Annotated in this window: 14 protein-coding genes; 7 read left to right on the top strand and 7 right to left on the bottom strand. The window is 65.4% G+C overall.

Going from position 1 to position 15,565, the window contains the following annotated elements; translation table 11 throughout:
• Positions 1–49 precede the first annotated feature (49 nt).
• On the top strand, positions 50–931 hold the full coding sequence (locus tag ACFVWT_RS07450) for a neutral zinc metallopeptidase (RefSeq protein ID WP_390246581.1): 882 nt from the start codon (positions 50–52) through the stop codon (positions 929–931).
• A gap of 75 nt (positions 932–1,006) precedes the next feature.
• On the opposite strand, the gene ACFVWT_RS07455 is transcribed toward ACFVWT_RS07450, so the two are convergent.
• Genes ACFVWT_RS07455 through ACFVWT_RS07480 form a run of 6 tightly spaced genes read right to left on the bottom strand, consistent with a single transcriptional unit; the run spans position 1,007 to position 6,151 of the window.
• Positions 1,007–1,339, bottom strand: a complete 333-nt coding sequence (locus ACFVWT_RS07455) for a metal-sulfur cluster assembly factor (protein ID WP_011691953.1) — start codon at positions 1,337–1,339, stop codon at positions 1,007–1,009.
• Positions 1,340–1,352: 13 nt separating this feature from the next.
• Entirely contained in the window at positions 1,353–2,150 is a 798-nt protein-coding gene (gene sufC / locus ACFVWT_RS07460; RefSeq protein ID WP_390246583.1) for a Fe-S cluster assembly ATPase SufC, read from the bottom strand.
• A 42-nt stretch (positions 2,151–2,192) separates the two neighbouring features.
• Positions 2,193–2,549: a non-heme iron oxygenase ferredoxin subunit gene (locus tag ACFVWT_RS07465; protein WP_390246585.1), complete on the bottom strand. Its 357-nt coding sequence runs from the start codon at positions 2,547–2,549 to the stop codon at positions 2,193–2,195.
• Positions 2,550–2,568: 19 nt separating this feature from the next.
• Positions 2,569–3,819, bottom strand: a complete 1,251-nt coding sequence (gene sufD / locus ACFVWT_RS07470; RefSeq protein WP_390246587.1) for a Fe-S cluster assembly protein SufD — start codon at positions 3,817–3,819, stop codon at positions 2,569–2,571.
• Positions 3,819–5,282, bottom strand: coding sequence for a Fe-S cluster assembly protein SufB (sufB, locus tag ACFVWT_RS07475; RefSeq protein WP_390246589.1), 1,464 nt, complete (start codon positions 5,280–5,282; stop codon positions 3,819–3,821). Before sufB ends, sufD begins: the two co-directional genes overlap by 1 nt.
• Positions 5,282–6,151: a helix-turn-helix transcriptional regulator gene (locus tag ACFVWT_RS07480; protein WP_390246591.1), complete on the bottom strand. Its 870-nt coding sequence runs from the start codon at positions 6,149–6,151 to the stop codon at positions 5,282–5,284. Before ACFVWT_RS07480 ends, sufB begins: the two co-directional genes overlap by 1 nt.
• Positions 6,152–6,265: 114 nt before the next feature.
• On the opposite strand from ACFVWT_RS07480, the gene ACFVWT_RS07485 reads away from it, so the two are divergent.
• The 3 genes from ACFVWT_RS07485 to ACFVWT_RS07495 are packed head-to-tail and all read left to right on the top strand — an operon-like array spanning position 6,266 to position 8,941.
• Entirely contained in the window at positions 6,266–7,234 is a 969-nt protein-coding gene (locus ACFVWT_RS07485; RefSeq protein WP_390246593.1) for an ABC transporter ATP-binding protein, read from the top strand.
• A complete protein-coding gene (locus tag ACFVWT_RS07490) occupies positions 7,231–7,989 on the top strand; it encodes an ABC transporter permease (protein ID WP_390246595.1) in 759 nt (252 codons plus the stop codon). Before ACFVWT_RS07485 ends, ACFVWT_RS07490 begins: the two co-directional genes overlap by 4 nt.
• Before the next feature lie 7 nt (positions 7,990–7,996).
• Positions 7,997–8,941 (top strand): heme A synthase, encoded by a 945-nt coding sequence (locus tag ACFVWT_RS07495; protein ID WP_390246597.1) that lies wholly within the window; start codon positions 7,997–7,999, stop codon positions 8,939–8,941.
• A gap of 274 nt (positions 8,942–9,215) precedes the next feature.
• On the opposite strand, the gene ACFVWT_RS07500 is transcribed toward ACFVWT_RS07495, so the two are convergent.
• Positions 9,216–10,175, bottom strand: coding sequence for a heme o synthase (locus ACFVWT_RS07500; RefSeq protein ID WP_390246599.1), 960 nt, complete (start codon positions 10,173–10,175; stop codon positions 9,216–9,218).
• 438 nt (positions 10,176–10,613) lie between these two features.
• Here ACFVWT_RS07500 and tkt point away from each other — a divergent pair, with 438 nt between their 5' ends.
• The 3 genes from tkt (at position 10,614) to ACFVWT_RS07515 (ending at position 15,551) form a co-directional block, all read left to right on the top strand.
• The gene (tkt, locus tag ACFVWT_RS07505; protein ID WP_390247119.1) at positions 10,614–12,731 is read left to right on the top strand and encodes a transketolase; all 2,118 of its coding nucleotides are present in this window, start codon (positions 10,614–10,616) and stop codon (positions 12,729–12,731) included.
• A gap of 63 nt (positions 12,732–12,794) precedes the next feature.
• Entirely contained in the window at positions 12,795–13,910 is a 1,116-nt protein-coding gene (gene tal / locus ACFVWT_RS07510) for a transaldolase (protein ID WP_209744807.1), read from the top strand.
• 6 nt (positions 13,911–13,916) lie between these two features.
• On the top strand, positions 13,917–15,551 hold the full coding sequence (locus ACFVWT_RS07515) for a glucose-6-phosphate isomerase (RefSeq protein ID WP_390246601.1): 1,635 nt from the start codon (positions 13,917–13,919) through the stop codon (positions 15,549–15,551).
• The last annotated feature ends 14 nt before the right edge of the window (positions 15,552–15,565 follow it).

The following is a 15,565-nucleotide window of genomic DNA, read 5'->3' on the forward strand; positions in this document are numbered from 1 at the left end:
TACCGGCGTCCACGGGTACGGGCGGGGCCCGTAAGGCTATTGTGACTTTATGAGTTTCAATGACAACGTTCAGCTGGATCCGTCGCAGGTCCAGGACCGGCGCGGGATGGGCCGCGGAACCAAGATCGGCGGCGGCATCGGCGGCGGAATCATCCTCCTGCTCGCCGCCCTGTTTGGGGTCAACCCGCAACTGCTGGAAGGCCTGACCGGCACGGTCCAGGAACCGCAGAGCACCGGCAGCGCGCCTGCCTGCAAGACCGGCGCCGACGCCGATGCCCGGCTAGACTGCCGCATCACCGGAACGGTGAACAGCCTCAACGCATTCTGGCCTGCCTACCTCGCCCAGTACAACACCGAGTATCCGCGTCCCACCACCGTGATCTTCAGCCAGGCCACCAACACCGGCTGCGGCGGGGCAACCTCCGAAGTGGGTCCGTTCTACTGCCCGGCCGACACCACCGCCTACTTCGACCCCGGCTTCTTCCAGGACCTGGTGGACCGGTTCGGATCTTCAGGCGGCCCGCTGGCCCAGGAATACGTTGTGGCACACGAATTCGGCCACCATGTCCAGAACATCATGGGCAACCTTGACCGCGCGCAGCAGGATCCGCAGGGCCCCGAATCCGGCGCCGTCCGGGTCGAACTGCAGGCGGACTGCTACGCCGGCCTCTGGGTCCGGTATGCCACAACGCAGAAGGACCCGAACACCGGCCAGCCGTTCCTTGAACCGCTCACCCAGCAGGACCTGAACGATGCCCTCTCGGCGGCATCCGCCGTTGGTGACGACCGCATCCAGAAAGCGGCCACCGGCCGGGTCTCCCCTGAGGCCTGGACGCACGGCTCCAGCGCCCAGCGGCAGAAATGGTTCTACCAGGGCTACCAGACCGGCGACATCAACAAATGCGACACCTTTAGCGCCGCCACCCTCTAGCTGAACGAAAAATACGACGGCGGCCGGTCACCTTCCCGGGGAAGGTAACCGGCCGCCGTCGTATGTTAACGGGTGCTAGATATTGAAGCCCAGCGCACGCATCTGGTCGCGTCCGTCTTCGGTGATCCGCTCCGGACCCCATGGCGGCATCCACACCCAGTTCAGCCGCCAGTCGTCCACGACGCCGTCGAGGGCCTTGCCGACCTGCTCTTCGATGACGTCCGTGAGCGGGCAGGCCGCCGTGGTGAGCGTCATGTCGATCAGGAGGGCGCCGTCGTCGTCCGAGTACTTCAGGCCATACAGCAGCCCGAGGTCAACGATGTTGACGCCCAGCTCGGGGTCGATGACGTCTTTCAGTGCCTCTTCGACATCTTCGAGGCCCGTGCGGGCCGCTTTGATTTCGGTCATGGCGTTGTCCTAACTAGCCCTGGACTGCAGCGTCGGCTGCAGCAATGGTGGCTGCGCCCGCACCCTTGGCGTAACGGTCGTAGCCTTCTTCTTCGAGGCGGTCGGCAAGTTCCGGGCCGCCCTCTTCTACAACCTGGCCGTCGACGAAGACGTGGACGAACTCAGGCTTGATGTAGCGCAGGATCCGTGTGTAGTGCGTGATGAGCAGGGTGCCCATGTTGCCTTCGGCGTGCGCGCGGTTGACGCCTTCGGAAACGACCTTCAGGGCGTCGACGTCCAGGCCGGAGTCGGTCTCGTCCAGGACGGCGAACTTGGGCTTGAAGAGTTCCAGCTGGAGAATCTCCACGCGCTTCTTCTCGCCGCCGGAGAAGCCTTCGTTGACGTTGCGCTGGGTGAAGTCGGCGTCGATGCGCAGCTTCTGCATGGCTGCCTTGACGTCTTTGGTCCAGGTGCGCAGCTTGGGAGCCTCGCCGTCGATGGCAGTCTTGGCGGTCCGCAGGAAGTTGGTCATGCTGACGCCGGGAACTTCCACCGGGTACTGCATAGCCAGGAACAGGCCCGCGCGGGCGCGCTCGTCCACGCTCATGGCCAGCACGTCTTCACCGTCCAGCGTGATGGTGCCGCTGGTGACGGTGTAGCGCGGGTGGCCGGCAATGGTCGACGCCAGCGTGGACTTGCCCGAGCCGTTGGGCCCCATAATGGCGTGGGTCTCGCCGGTCCTGATGGTCAGGCTGACGCCCTTCAGGATCTCCTTGGTGCCCTGCTCCGTCTCAATGCTGACGTGCAGGTCCTTGATCTCAAGAGTTGACATGCTCTTCTTTCTTTCGTTCGTAAGTCTTGTGAAGCCGTGCGCTCAGTAATTGTTGACCGTGGCGCCGTTCAGAACATTGGTCACGTCCACGTAGACGTCGTCGCCGTGAAGCTCGAGGGCGAAGACCGGCACGGGATCGTAGGCAGGAAGCTGTAGCGGCTGGCCGCTGCGCAGGTCGAACTGCGAGCCGTGGCCCCAGCACTCGATCGCACAGCCTTCCACCTCGCCTTCGGACAGCGAAATGTCCGCGTGCGAGCACGTATCTCCGATGGCGTGGATTTCGCCCATCGAATCCTTGACGATGGCTACCGGGTAGTCATCGATGAGGATCCGCAGCGCCTGCTTCACCTGGATGTCGTTGGCATTACATACCAGCTCGCCCTTGGGTTGTTCACTCATGTGTTCCTGCCTGCCTGTTTCAGTTCTCGCTCGCGGCGAGCTCGCGCTCGACGGCGACAGTCAGGCGCTCTTCGAGTGCCGGAACCTTGATCTTCTGGATGATCTCGTTGAGGAAGCCGCGGACAACCAGACGGCGGGCAACATCCTCGGGGATGCCGCGGGCCATGAGGTAGAACAAGTGCTCGTCGTCGAAACGCCCGGTGGAGCTGGCGTGGCCGGCACCCTCAATGAGGCCCGTTTCGATCTCGAGGTTCGGAACCGAGTCGGCACGGCAGCCGTCCGTCAGTACCAGGTTCTGGTTCTTCTCGTACGAGTCGGTGCCCACGGCCTGCTTCTGGATCAGGACGTCGCCCACCCATACGGTGTGTGCGTCCTTGCCCTGCAGGGCGCCCTTGTAGAGCACGTTGGACTTGCAGTTGGGAACGTTGTGGTCAACGAACGAACGGTGCTCCAGGTGCTGGCCCGCGTCGGCGAAGTAGAGGCCCAGCAGCTCGGCCTCGGCACCCTCGCCCGAGAAGCGCACGTTGGAGTTCAGCCGCACGATGGATCCGCCCAGGGAAACCGCGATGTGCTTGTACACAGCGTCCTTGCCCACCTGCGCGTCGTGCTGGGCCAGGTGCCTGGCGTCGTCTTCCCAGAGCTGCACCGAGATCACGGTGAGGTGCGCGCCCTCGCCGACGATGACTTCCAGGTTCCCGTTGTGGTCGGCAGCACCGGTGTGCTCCAGGATCACAACGCTGCGCGAGTTGGCGCCCGCTTCCAGCACGTAGTGCGCGTTGGAGCGGCGGCCTGCGGCTGCGCCGTGGACCAGGATCCGCAGCGGTTCAGCCGGCTCGGCTTCCGCCGGGATGACGACGTGCAGTGCTTCGGCTGTGTTGGCGGATGCGACGGCGGCGGCCCGGTCAGCCGGGACCAGGACGGTTCCGCGGGGCGCGGCTCCCGGAGCCAGCGTGCCGCGGACGTAGCCTTCCGGTGCTTCGACCGTGAACTCGGCGGCCGGCACGGGGTCGAGGCCCGTTGCGGTGTCGGAGAGCAGGTTGGCCAGGGCGCGGACGGGGCTGAAGCGCCATTCCTCCTCGCGGCCCGTGGGCAGCGGAAAGTCAGCAACATTGAAGCTCGTGAGGCGTTCGGCGCGGGAGGACATCACGGTGACGCCGTGATTGTGGCTGTGGTCCACCTTGGCGGCGACCAGCCCCTCGCCTTCCTCGGTGAAGCCTGCAATGGAAGGCGCTCCGATGCGGGCCTTTTCAGTAGTAATTTCGGCAGTCATTAACCGACGGATCCTTCCATCTGGAGTTCAATGAGGCGGTTCAGCTCGAGGGCGTATTCCATCGGCAGCTCACGGGCAATCGGCTCGATGAAGCCGCGAACGATCATCGCCATGGCCTCGTCTTCGCGCATGCCGCGTGACATCAGGTAGAAGAGCTGCTCTTCGGAAACGCGCGAGACGGTTGCCTCGTGACCCAACTGGACGTCATCTTCACGGATGTCGATGTACGGGTATGTGTCCGACCGGCTGATCGTGTCGACAAGCAGGGCGTCACAGCGGACGGTGTTGGCCGAGTGCTTGGCGCCTTCGCGGACCTGGACCAGGCCGCGGTAAGCGGCACGGCCGCCGCCGCGGGCCACGGACTTGGAAATGATGGAGCTCTTGGTGTTCGGCGCGATGTGCACCATCTTCGATCCCGTGTCCTGGTGCTGGCCTTCGCCGGCGAACGCGATGGAAAGAGTCTCACCCTTGGCGTGCTCGCCCACGAGGTAGACGGCCGGGTACTTCATGGTGACCTTGGAGCCGATGTTGCCATCGATCCATTCCATGGTGGCGCCTTCTTCGCAGATGGCGCGCTTGGTGACCAAGTTGTACACGTTGTTGGACCAGTTCTGGATGGTCGTGTAGCGGACGCGGGCGCCCTTCTTCACGATGATCTCCACGACGGCGGAGTGCAGCGAGTCCGAGGTGTAGATCGGCGCGGTGCAGCCTTCGATGTAGTGGACGTAGGAGTCCTCGTCAGCGATGATCAGCGTGCGTTCGAACTGGCCCATGTTTTCCGTGTTGATGCGGAAATACGCCTGCAGCGGGATGTCCACGTGGACGCCCTTGGGAACGTAGACGAAGGACCCGCCGGACCATACGGCCGTGTTGAGCGACGCGAACTTGTTGTCACCCACGGGAATGATGGTGCCGAAGTACTCCTGGAAGATCTCCGGGTGCTCACGCAGGGCAGTGTCCGTGTCCAGGAAGATAACGCCCTGGGCTTCGAGGTCCTCGCGGATCTGGTGGTACACGACCTCGGATTCGTACTGCGCTGCCACGCCTGAAACCAGGCGGCTGCGCTCGGCTTCCGGAATGCCCAGCTTCTCGTAGGTGTTCCGGATGTCCTCGGGGAGGTCCTCCCACGTGGCGGCCTGCTTCTCGGTGGAGCGCACGAAGTACTTGATGTTGTCGAAGTCAATGCCGGAGAGGTCCGCACCCCAGGTGGGCATGGGCTTCCGGTCGAAGTACTTCAGGCCCTTCAGGCGGAGATCCAGCATCCACTCCGGCTCGTTCTTCTTGGCCGAGATGTCCCGGACAACTTCGTCGTTGATGCCACGACGCGCGTTGGCTCCGACATCGTTCTTGTCGGCCCAGCCGTACTCATAGGTGCCGATACCGTGGAGTTCGGGGTTCTTCTCCAGAATCTCCGAAATCACAGTAGTTTCAGCAACCTTATTCTCTGATAGTTGGTCCGTCATCACGGCCTTTCTTGCAGATGGTTGGATACTTCGCCCAGGCTGTCCGTGGTGTGTCCGGGACCCGCGGGTCCCTTCGCGGCCGGACGGCCTGTAGGTATGTGGGTGGTGCAGACGTGCCCGCCCCGTGCGAGGGTGGACAGCCTGCGCACGTCAACGCCGACGAGCCGGGAAAACACTTCAGTTTCGACGTCGCAGAACACGGGGAATTGGGTGGCCAGCTGCTGGATGGGGCAATGGCCCTGGCATAGCTGGACGCTGGAGAGAGCGGCAGGCAACGGCGCTTTGGCTTCGATGGAGGCTGCGGAGGCCACGAACCCGTCACGGCTCAATGCTGCGGACAGGGCCCGCGCCCGCGCAGTGATGTCCGTCCCGGCGGCTTCGATTTCCGGCGCATAGCGCCGCTCCATGTCGGCAAAGCGCTCGACGGCGAACTCGCGGACGGCGTCGGGTCCGGCGATTTCGCCGAGGCGCTGGAGGGCCTGGCCGGCAATGTCCAGGTAGTCGTCGCCCAGGCTGGACTGGCCTTGGGAGCTGAGGACGTAGCGCCGGGCGGGGCGTCCGGCGCCGGCACCCGCTTTGGCTACACGCTTGACTTCAATCACGCCGCTGCGTGAGAGGTGGTCCAGGTGGCGTCGTACGGCGGCCGGAGTGAAGCCCAGCAGGTCGCCGAGTTCGGCGGCGCTGACGGGCCCGTGCTCCAGCACGGCATTCAGGACACGGTCACGGGTGCGCTCTTCGGAGTCCACCGGCAACGTGTGCGGCGCCTGCGCCTGACTCGTTGCGGGCGCAGAAATCCCGGGCCGGAGCGACCCGGCGGCGCCGTCGGGCACGGCTTGCCCGGTCCGGGGCGCAGAAAGTCGAGTGCTCATGGAATACACAACACAATCATGTCGTAATTTACTCCCCCGTACCAGTAAGGCGAGGCTGACCTGTGGTCACATCCGGTCAAGTGGCGGGCGTACTACATCCCGTAGAATGTTTTGGTGCGATCTCCCGATTCCCCCGTCCTGTCCATCACGGGACTCATTAAGGACGTTGGCCCGCTGGCCTCCCTTGACGGCAAAATGCTCCGGGTGGTCAGCGGCGTATCCCTCACCGCCGAACGCGGACAGGTCACTGCCCTGCTGGGGGCCAACGGCGCCGGTAAAACGACCACCATCGAATGCGCCCAGGGATTGCAGCGGCGGTCCGGCGGTGTCGTGTCCCTGCTGGGCCAGGATCCGGACACCTCGGGGGCCTCCCTCCGTTCCCGCGTCGGTGTGATGCTGCAGGACGGCGGGTTGCCGCCGTCGGCCCGTCCCATTCCCCTGCTGAAGCATATCGCCGGAATGTACCAGGATCCATGGCCGGTGGATGAGCTAATCGGCCGCCTTGGCATCGACACCTTCAGCCGGACAACCGTCCGGCGCCTCTCGGGCGGCCAGCGGCAGCGACTGGCCCTTGCAGCGGCCCTGGTGGGAAACCCTGAGGTCCTTTTCCTGGACGAACCGAGTGCGGGCCTGGATCCGCAGTCGCGCCAGCTGGTTTTCGAGCTGATTTCCGAACTGCGGGACGCCGGCATGGGCATCGTCCTGACGACCCACCTCATGGACGATGCACAGCGGCTGGCAGACTACGTGTACATCATCGATGCGGGCCGGAATGTCGCCGAAGGCACCGTCGCCCAGCTGCTGCAGCGGAACCTGGGTACTGACGCCGCCCAGGAACACGTCCGGACGCTGCTCTTCGAGGCGCGGCCGGGACTCGACTTCGCGGGCGTGTTGCCTGCCGCCGTCGACGTCCGCGAGACACGATCCGGGAGCTACGCCGCAACCGGGGCACTGACGCCGGACGACCTGGCCGCTTTGACGGCCTGGTGGGCCGCGCACGGCATCATGCCGGGTTCCATGAGCCTGGAGGCCCGGAGCCTTGAAGACGTATTTTTGGACATTTCGGGAAGGGAGATCCGATGAGCCGGGTCCTCGGCAGCGCTCCTGCCCCGCTGCTTCGCCGCATTCTGCTCCAGGGCAGGTACGAAGCGCTCACGATGCTCCGGAACGGCGAGCAGCTCATCCTGGCAATCGTGTTGCCCCTGCTGGCATTGGTTGGCCTGACCGTCACCCCGCTGCTGGACGGCCTGGGCGGCAGCCGTGTTGACGTGGCCGTGCCGGGCATCCTCGCCCTATGCGCCATGTCCACCGCCTTCACAGGGCAGGGCATCTCCACGGGCTTCGACCGGCGGTACGGGGTGCTGCGCTTCCTGTCCACTACTCCCCTGGGCCGCGCCGGCCTGATCGCTGGCAAGATCCTGGCCGTGCTGGCCGTACTGGTCCTTCAGGTACTGGTGGTGGGCACGGTTGCTTTCGTGCTCGGCTGGCAGCCGGCAACGGCAGGCTGGATACCGGCGATGGTGCTGCTTGTTCTGGGGGCTGCAGCTTTCACCGCCCTCGGACTCCTGGTCGCTGGCACGGTCCGGCCGGAGGCAACCCTGGCCATCACCAACCTTCTGTGGATCCTCCTCGGGGCCCTGGGCGGCATCGTACTTCCCGCCGAACGGCTGCCCGGGCCGACCCGGGAAATCGTCCACTTCCTGCCCTCCGGTGCCCTGGGCGAGGCCCTCCGGGATGCTTTCCTCACAGGCAGCTTCAATGGAGGCGCCACCCTAATCCTGCTGCTCTGGACGGCAATCGCCGGCGCAGCGGCCATCCGTTGGTTCAAGTGGAATTGAGAAAAACGTGAGCACGGCATCGCGCCTTCCCCAGATACTCGGACGCATGGCGTCCAAGCTGCCAGTCACGGTGGACTCGACCGTCCGCAGGTTGGCCGTCCTCTCACTCATCGGACAAACGGTGCTCGTGGTGACCGGCGGCGCAGTCCGCCTCACCGCTTCCGGGCTCGGCTGCCCCACCTGGCCGCGCTGTACTGACGGGTCGCTGGTCAACACTCCGGAAATGGGCATCCACGGCTTCATCGAATTCGGCAACCGGCTCCTGACGTTCGCGCTGGCCGCGATCGCGGTGCTCATGCTGGTGTACTTGTGGAACCTCCGCAAAGAGCGCAGGGACCTGTTCCTGCTGGCACTGGGCCTGCTGGCAAGCATCCCGGCCCAGGCCGTCATCGGCGGCATTACGGTGCTCACCCAGCTCAACCCGTGGGTCGTGGGTCTCCACTTCCTGGTGTCGATGGCCCTGGTTGTTATCGCAACGCTCCTGGTGAACCGGGCGTACGGGCGTACGGGACGGTTCCCCGCCGTCGCCCTTCCCGCCCTTCCCGGGGCCGCGCGGCCGGTGATGGCTGCCGTCGCACTGTTTTCCGCTGTCGCCGTGATGCTCGGAGTGGTGGTTACCGGAGCGGGGCCGCACGCGGGTGACGCCGACGCTCCCCGGAACGACCTTGACTGGGATCTCTTCTCCCATATCCACGCCGTGCCCGCCTACCTGGTTACCGCCGGGGCACTGTTCGGCGTGTTCCTCGTATTCCGCGGCCGGATCACGGGGCCCTTCCGGTCCGCCGTCCTGATGCTGCTGGGTGTCACGGTGCTCCAGGCAATCATCGGATTCACGCAGTACTACAACGGCATTCCCGCCCTGCTGGTGGGCGCCCACATGCTGGGAGCTGCGCTGCTCATGAGCGCCGCCACCAACGCCGCAGACCTGGCTCGGTTCAGCCCGGTCAAGTAGGGGGGGCTTACCGGCCGGCGATACAGCCCGGGCCCGGGAAGGCGCAGGCGTCCAATTACGGCAGCTCGAAAGGAACACCCCGGTCCGCATGGGCCGGGGTGCTGCTTTCGCCCAGGGACGTAACGCCACCCCACCACCGACGCTCTCTCAGATCCTGCGGGGTTATCCTGCGGCGCTCCCGCACTTCTGACACAAAACAGAACGCCCCCTCGCCTGTGCGGGTCCACAGGGTGAGGGAGCGTCAGGGCCCCAGCGGCAGGAAGTGGGAGAGCGTCTAGCCCATGATGGCTGAGCCCACGAAGGGGTCGACGGCCAGTGCAATGAAGAGCAGGGTCAGGTAGCTGATGGAACCGTGGAAGACCTTCATGGCGCCCTTGTTGGAGACGTCGCCGCCTTGGGCCCGGTTGTAGAGGGCATGCGATTCGTACAGGAACCAGGCGCCGGCGACGACGGCGGTTACCGTGTAGACCCAGCCGGCTCCGCCGGCGGGGATCAGCAGAAGTGAGCAGGCGACCATGGCCCACGCGTACAGGACGACCTGGACCGAGACGACCTTTGCGCCGGCGATTGCCCCGAGCATCGGCACGTTGGCATTGCGGTAGTCCTCGCCGTAGCGCATGGACAGCGGCCAGTAGTGCGGCGGGGTCCACAGGAAGATCACCATGAACAGTACGATGGCCGGCCACTCCACAGTGTTGGTCACGGCGGCCCAGGCGATCAGGACGGGGAAGCAGCCTGCCGCTCCGCCCCAGACGATGTTCTGGGCCGTGCGGCGCTTAAGGATCATGGTGTAAATGACCACGTAGAAGACGATGGCGCCCAGGCCAAGCCATGCAGAGAGAGGGTTGGCGCCGAACCAGAGGATCGCGATGGCGGCCGCACCCAGCAACCACGAAAACACGAGCGCTTCGCGTGGAGTCACTTCACCGGTTACCAGCGGCCGGTTCTCGGTCCGGTGCATCAATTTGTCGATGTCACGATCGATGTAGCAGTTGAACGCACCGGCACTGCCCGCAGCGAACGCTCCGCCCACGAGCGTCGCCAGGATCAGCCCGATGGAGGGGAATCCGCGTTCGGCGTAGATCATGGTGGGCAGCGTGCTCACCAGCAGGAGCTCGATGACCCGCGGTTTCGTGAGGGCAAGGTACGCCTTGGCTTTACGGGCTATCCCCATCTTTCCGGGGAGCCGGGAGGCGTTCAGCGGCGTATCTGTTGTGCTCACGGTGGCAGTCACTCTGTTCTGTCTGGCTGTTCAGTCCGGCTGGTTCTCGCAGCGGCGGCGGCCCAAAAAGGGCCCGCTCCCTCCGGCGGTGGCCTCCGAATATCATACCGTGGCTCTCCGGCGCCCGAAGCCTCCATAATTCCGGCAGGTTAACCGATCCTCACGGCAGCGGCGCAGCGTGGTGATTCATATAAGGAAAATTCAGTCCACTTAGTGAGATATACGCTGACCAGCCCTTGGAATGGGGCTAAGCTGTCTGCAGATCAGCACGCAAGGAATGCCAATGGAATGCGCATTCCCGGAATCTCGAACGCGACTGAATGAAGATCAACGTTTCAATGGTGAACGGCTGGTACTAACCGCAGCGGGCGCCATTATGTGTGTCCCCGCTCCGGCCTGTTCGTACCACCTGCCGTCAGCACAGAGAGGGGCCCGGTTTTCGTGCCACATTTGGAAGAGCAAGAACTGTCATGGACCAGTTTGGACCAGCGAGCCGTTGACACGGTCCGCATTCTGGCCGCGGACGCGGTCGAAAAGGTCGGCAACGGCCACCCCGGCACCGCGATGAGCCTCGCCCCGGCCGCTTACCTTCTCTTCCAGAAGCTGATGCGCCACGATCCGAAGAACCCGGACTGGATCGGCCGCGACCGGTTCATCCTCTCCCCCGGCCACACCTCCCTCACGCTGTACATCCAGCTGTTCCTCTCGGGCTACGGCCTGGAACTGAAGGACCTGAAGGCGCTGCGGACCTGGGGTTCGCTGACACCGGGACACCCGGAGTACAAGCACACCGCCGGTGTGGAAATCACCACCGGACCGCTGGGCCAGGGCCTGGCGTCGTCGGTCGGTTTCGCTTACTCCCAGCGCCGCCAACGCGGACTGTTCGACGCCGATGCTCCCGCCGGCACCTCCCCGTTCGACCACACCATCTGGGTCATTGCCTCCGACGGCGACCTCCAGGAGGGCGTGACCTCCGAGGCTTCCTCGCTGGCCGGCCACCAGGAACTTGGCAACCTCGTCGTGGTGTACGACGAGAACCACATCTCCATTGAAGACGACACCGACGTCGCGTTCACCGAGGACGTCCTCAAGCGCTACGAAGCCTACGGCTGGCACGTCCAGCGCGTGGACTGGACGAAGACCGGCGAATACAAGGAAGACGTGCAGGAACTGTACGCCGCCCTGCTCGCTGCGAAGGCGGAGACCTCCAAGCCCTCCATCGTGTCGCTGCGAACCATCATCGGCTACCCGGCGCCGAAGAAGCAGAACACCGGCAAGATCCACGGCTCCGCCCTGGGTGCCGAGGAAGTCGCCGCGCTGAAGAGCGTGCTGGGCTTTGACCCCGCGAAAACCTTCGAAGTTGACGAAGACGTGCTGGCCCACGCCCGCACCGTCGTCGACCGCGGTGCAGCCGCCCGCAGCGAATGGCAGGACTCCTTCGAAGCCTGGCAGGCCGCCAACCCGGACGCCGCCGCGCTGCTGGAACGCGTCGAGGCCCGCAAGCTCCCGGTGGAACTCGACTCCGCCCTGCCGGTGTTCGAAGCAGGCAAGGACGTCTCCACCCGTGCCGCCTCCGGCAAGGTCCTGAACGCGATCGGCCCGGTCATGCCGGAACTGTGGGGCGGCTCAGCCGACCTCGCCGAATCCAACAACACCACCATCGAAGGTTCGCCCTCGTTCATCCCCGTGTCCCGGTCCACCGATGCGTGGAAGGGCAACCCGTACGGCCGGGTGCTGCACTTCGGCATCCGTGAGCACGCCGCTGCCTCGATCGTGAACGGCATCGCCCTGCACGGGAAGACCCGCGCGTTCTCCGGCACCTTCCTGATCTTCTCGGACTACCAGCGCCCGGCCATCCGCCTTGGCGCGCTGATGGGTGTCCCGTCCCTGTACGTTTGGACGCACGACTCCATCGGCCTGGGCGAAGACGGCCCCACCCACCAGCCGGTGGAGCAGCTGGCTTCCCTGCGCGCCATCCCGGGCCTGGACGTTGTCCGTCCCGGTGACGCCAACGAGGTCTCCGCTGCATGGAAGGCCATGCTCGAAAACCACGAGAACCCGGCCGGCATCGTCCTCACCCGCCAGAACATTCCCACCTACGCCCGCGGCGAAGGCGACGCCGAGGGTGACACCTTCGGAGCCGTCTCCGGCGTGGCGAAGGGCGGCTACGTCCTGGCGGAAGCATCCAAGGACGGCAAGACCGCCGACGCCCAGGTCATTTTGATCGGCACCGGTTCCGAGGTCCAGCTGGCCGTGAACGCCCGCGAAGCCCTCCAGGCCGAAGGCATCCCCACCCGTGTGGTGTCGATGCCGTGCGTGGAGTGGTTCAACAAGCAGGACGCCGCCTACCGCGACGCCGTCCTGCCCCCGGCCGTGAAGGCACGCGTGTCCGTCGAAGCAGGCCTGGCCCTGGGCTGGAAGGAATTCGTCGGCGACGCCGGCCGTTCCATCAGCCTGGAGCACTTCGGCGCCTCAGCCGACTACAAGCGCCTCTTCCAGGAATTCGGTATCACGGCAGAAGCAGTTGCCGCCGCGGCCAAGGAATCCCTCGCCGGCCTCTCCAACTGATCAACCCCCACGGTTCCGGGGGACGCAGCGCCCCCGGAACCCCTGATTTCCAGGAGTTATGACATGACTACCCCCACCCAGCAGCTCTCGGACGCCGGCGTCTCGATCTGGCTCGACGACCTCTCCCGCGGCCGCCTGCAGACCGGCACCCTGCGCAAGCTCATCGAAGAGAAGAACGTCGTCGGTGTCACCACCAACCCGTCCATCTTCCACGCCGCCATCACCTCCGGCACGGACTACGACGCCACCATTGCCGAGCAGGCAGCCGCCGGTGCGACCGTGGAAGAGACCGTCTTCGAGATCACCACCACCGACGTTGCCGACGCCTGCGACCTGTTTGCCCCCGTCGCGGCAGCCACCAAGGGTGTCGACGGCCGGGTGTCCATCGAAGTGGACCCCCGCCTCGCCTGGGACACCGCCGGCACCATCGCCGAAGCGAAGCACCTGTACAAGAAGGTCAACAAGGACAACGTCCTCATCAAGATCCCGGCGACCCTCGAAGGCCTCGAGGCCATCACCGCCACCCTGGCTGAGGGCATCAGCGTCAACGTGACCCTGATCTTCTCGCTGGAACGCTACCGCGCAGTCATCAACGCGTTCCAGTCCGGCCTGGAACAGGCCAAGGGCAACGGCCACGACCTCTCCAAGATCCACTCGGTCGCGTCCTTCTTCGTCTCCCGCGTCGACGCCGAAATCGACAAGCGCCTCGACGCCATCGGCACCGACGAAGCCAAGGCACTCAAGGGCAAGGCCGGGCTCGCCAACGCCCGCCTGGCCTACCAGGTCTACGAGGAGCTCTTTTCCACCGAACGCTGGGCACTGCTGGCCGAAGCCGGCGCCCTCCCGCAGCGTCCGCTCTGGGCCTCGACCGGCGTGAAGGACCCGGCCTACCCGGACACCCTCTACGTCACCGAACTCGTCGCACCCGGTGTGGTCAACACCATGCCGGAGAAGACCCTCGACGCCACGTTCGACCACGGTGTAGTCACGGGCGACACCGTCACCCGCGGCTACGACGATGCCAACGCGACGCTGAACGCCCTCGACGCGCTGGGGATTTCCTACAATGACGTCGTGGCACTGCTTGAGTCCGAAGGCCTGGACAAGTTCGTGGCCAGCTGGAAGGAACTGCTGGGTGACGTCGAAGGCGCCCTGGCCTCTGCACGGAAGGCTTCCTAACCCATCATGAGCACACTCAGCTACGACGCCACCGGCGCAGCCCGTGAGGCCCTTGAACAGCACCTCCCCGCACTGCTGGAGGACCGCATTGCCACCCGGATTTTCGCGAAGGACCATACCCTGTGGGGGCCGGACGCCGAACAGGAATCCGCCGTCCGGCTCGGCTGGGTCGAGGCGGCAACCGTCTCCCAGCCGCTGGTCAGCGGCATCCTGGAACTCCGCGACGCGCTGAAGGCAGAGGGCGTCACGCGCATTGTCCTCTGCGGGATGGGCGGATCCTCGCTGGCTCCTGAAGTCATTGCGGGCACCGCTGGCGTCGAGCTGACTGTGCTGGACAGCACCGACCCCGAACAGGTCAGTGCCGCCCTGGTCCGCCTTGCCGAAACGGCCATTGTCGTTTCGTCCAAGTCGGGCTCCACCGTGGAAACGGATTCCCAGCGGAGGATCTTCGAGCAGGCCTTCACCGATGCCGGCATCGACGCGAAGAGCCGCATCGTCATCGTCACAGACCCGGGTTCGCCGCTGGACAAGGCATCACGGGAGGCTGGCTACCGCGCCGTCTTCAACGCCGACCCCAACGTCGGCGGACGCTTCTCGGCACTGACCGCCTTCGGACTGGTCCCCTGCGGGCTGGCCGGCGTGGACATCCAGGCGTTCCTGGACGAGGCCGAAGAGGCAGCCGAGATCCTCAACGAGGACGCCCCCGAAAACATCGGCCTCGCCCTGGGCACCGCGCTGGGCGGTACCAACCCGCTGCGCAACAAGATCGTCATCGCGGAGGACGGATCCGGCATCGTCGGTTTCGCCGACTGGGCCGAACAGCTCATCGCCGAATCCACCGGCAAGCTCGGCACCGGAGTCCTGCCGGTCGTTGCCGGCCCGTCAGCACCGGAGGTCACCTCCGGCGCTGCCGACGTCCTGGTGGTGCGTCTGGTAGCTGCCGACGCCGACGACGTCCAGCTGGGTGATAACGAGGTAGCCATTGCCGGCGGCCTGGCGACCCAGATGATGGTGTGGGAATTTGCCACCGCCGTCGCGGGACGCCTGCTGGGCATTAACCCGTATGACCAGCCCGACGTCGAAGCCGCCAAGGTGGCCGCACGGGGCCTGCTGGACGCGCAGCCGGAACCAACCCCCGCCAACTTCGTCGACGGTGCCATTGAGGTCCGCGGCGGTGACTGGCTGGGAGATGCCTCGACAGCGTCAGCAGCAGTGTCTGCGCTGCTTGCCCAGCTCGCCGACGACAGCTACCTCAGCGTCCAGGCCTACTTCGACCGGCTGGCATATGCTCCGTTTGAAGGTGTCCGTGACCAGCTCGCTGCTGTCAGCGGACGTCCTGTGACGTTCGGCTGGGGCCCGCGCTTCCTGCACTCCACCGGCCAGTTCCACAAGGGCGGACCCGCCATCGGCGTGTTCCTGCAGGTCACTGCCGAATCCGCAACGGACCTGTCCATCCCGGAGCGGCCGTTCACGTTCGGGGAGCTGATCTCGGCGCAGGCCGCCGGTGACGCCCAGGTTCTCAGCGACCACGGACGTCCGGTCCTCCGCCTGCACCTCACGGACCGCGCCGCCGGCGTCAAGCAGCTGCAGGATATTGTTTCAGAGCTTGCCGGCCAGGCAGCATCCCACACTGAAAGCTAAGGCACCGAACCAAC

It is taken from the genome of Arthrobacter sp. NPDC058288 (genome assembly GCF_042880995.1).
GTDB lineage: Bacteria > Actinomycetota > Actinomycetes > Actinomycetales > Micrococcaceae > Arthrobacter.

Bases quoted from the DNA above. Each gene is read 5' to 3' on its own strand.
- ACFVWT_RS07480 (WP_390246591.1), bottom strand. From the start codon at position 6,151: ATGAGCACTCGACTTTCTGCGCCCCGGACCGGGCAAGCCGTGCCCGAC.
- ACFVWT_RS07465 (WP_390246585.1), bottom strand. From the start codon at position 2,549: ATGAGTGAACAACCCAAGGGCGAGCTGGTATGTAATGCCAACGACATC.
- sufB (WP_390246589.1), bottom strand. From the start codon at position 5,282: ATGACGGACCAACTATCAGAGAATAAGGTTGCTGAAACTACTGTGATT.
- sufD (WP_390246587.1), bottom strand. From the start codon at position 3,819: ATGACTGCCGAAATTACTACTGAAAAGGCCCGCATCGGAGCGCCTTCC.
- ACFVWT_RS07515 (WP_390246601.1), top strand. From the start codon at position 13,917: ATGAGCACACTCAGCTACGACGCCACCGGCGCAGCCCGTGAGGCCCTT.
- tal (WP_209744807.1), top strand. From the start codon at position 12,795: ATGACTACCCCCACCCAGCAGCTCTCGGACGCCGGCGTCTCGATCTGG.
- sufC (WP_390246583.1), bottom strand. From the start codon at position 2,150: ATGTCAACTCTTGAGATCAAGGACCTGCACGTCAGCATTGAGACGGAG.
- ACFVWT_RS07490 (WP_390246595.1), top strand. From the start codon at position 7,231: ATGAGCCGGGTCCTCGGCAGCGCTCCTGCCCCGCTGCTTCGCCGCATT.
- ACFVWT_RS07450 (WP_390246581.1), top strand. From the start codon at position 50: ATGAGTTTCAATGACAACGTTCAGCTGGATCCGTCGCAGGTCCAGGAC.
- ACFVWT_RS07455 (WP_011691953.1), bottom strand. From the start codon at position 1,339: ATGACCGAAATCAAAGCGGCCCGCACGGGCCTCGAAGATGTCGAAGAG.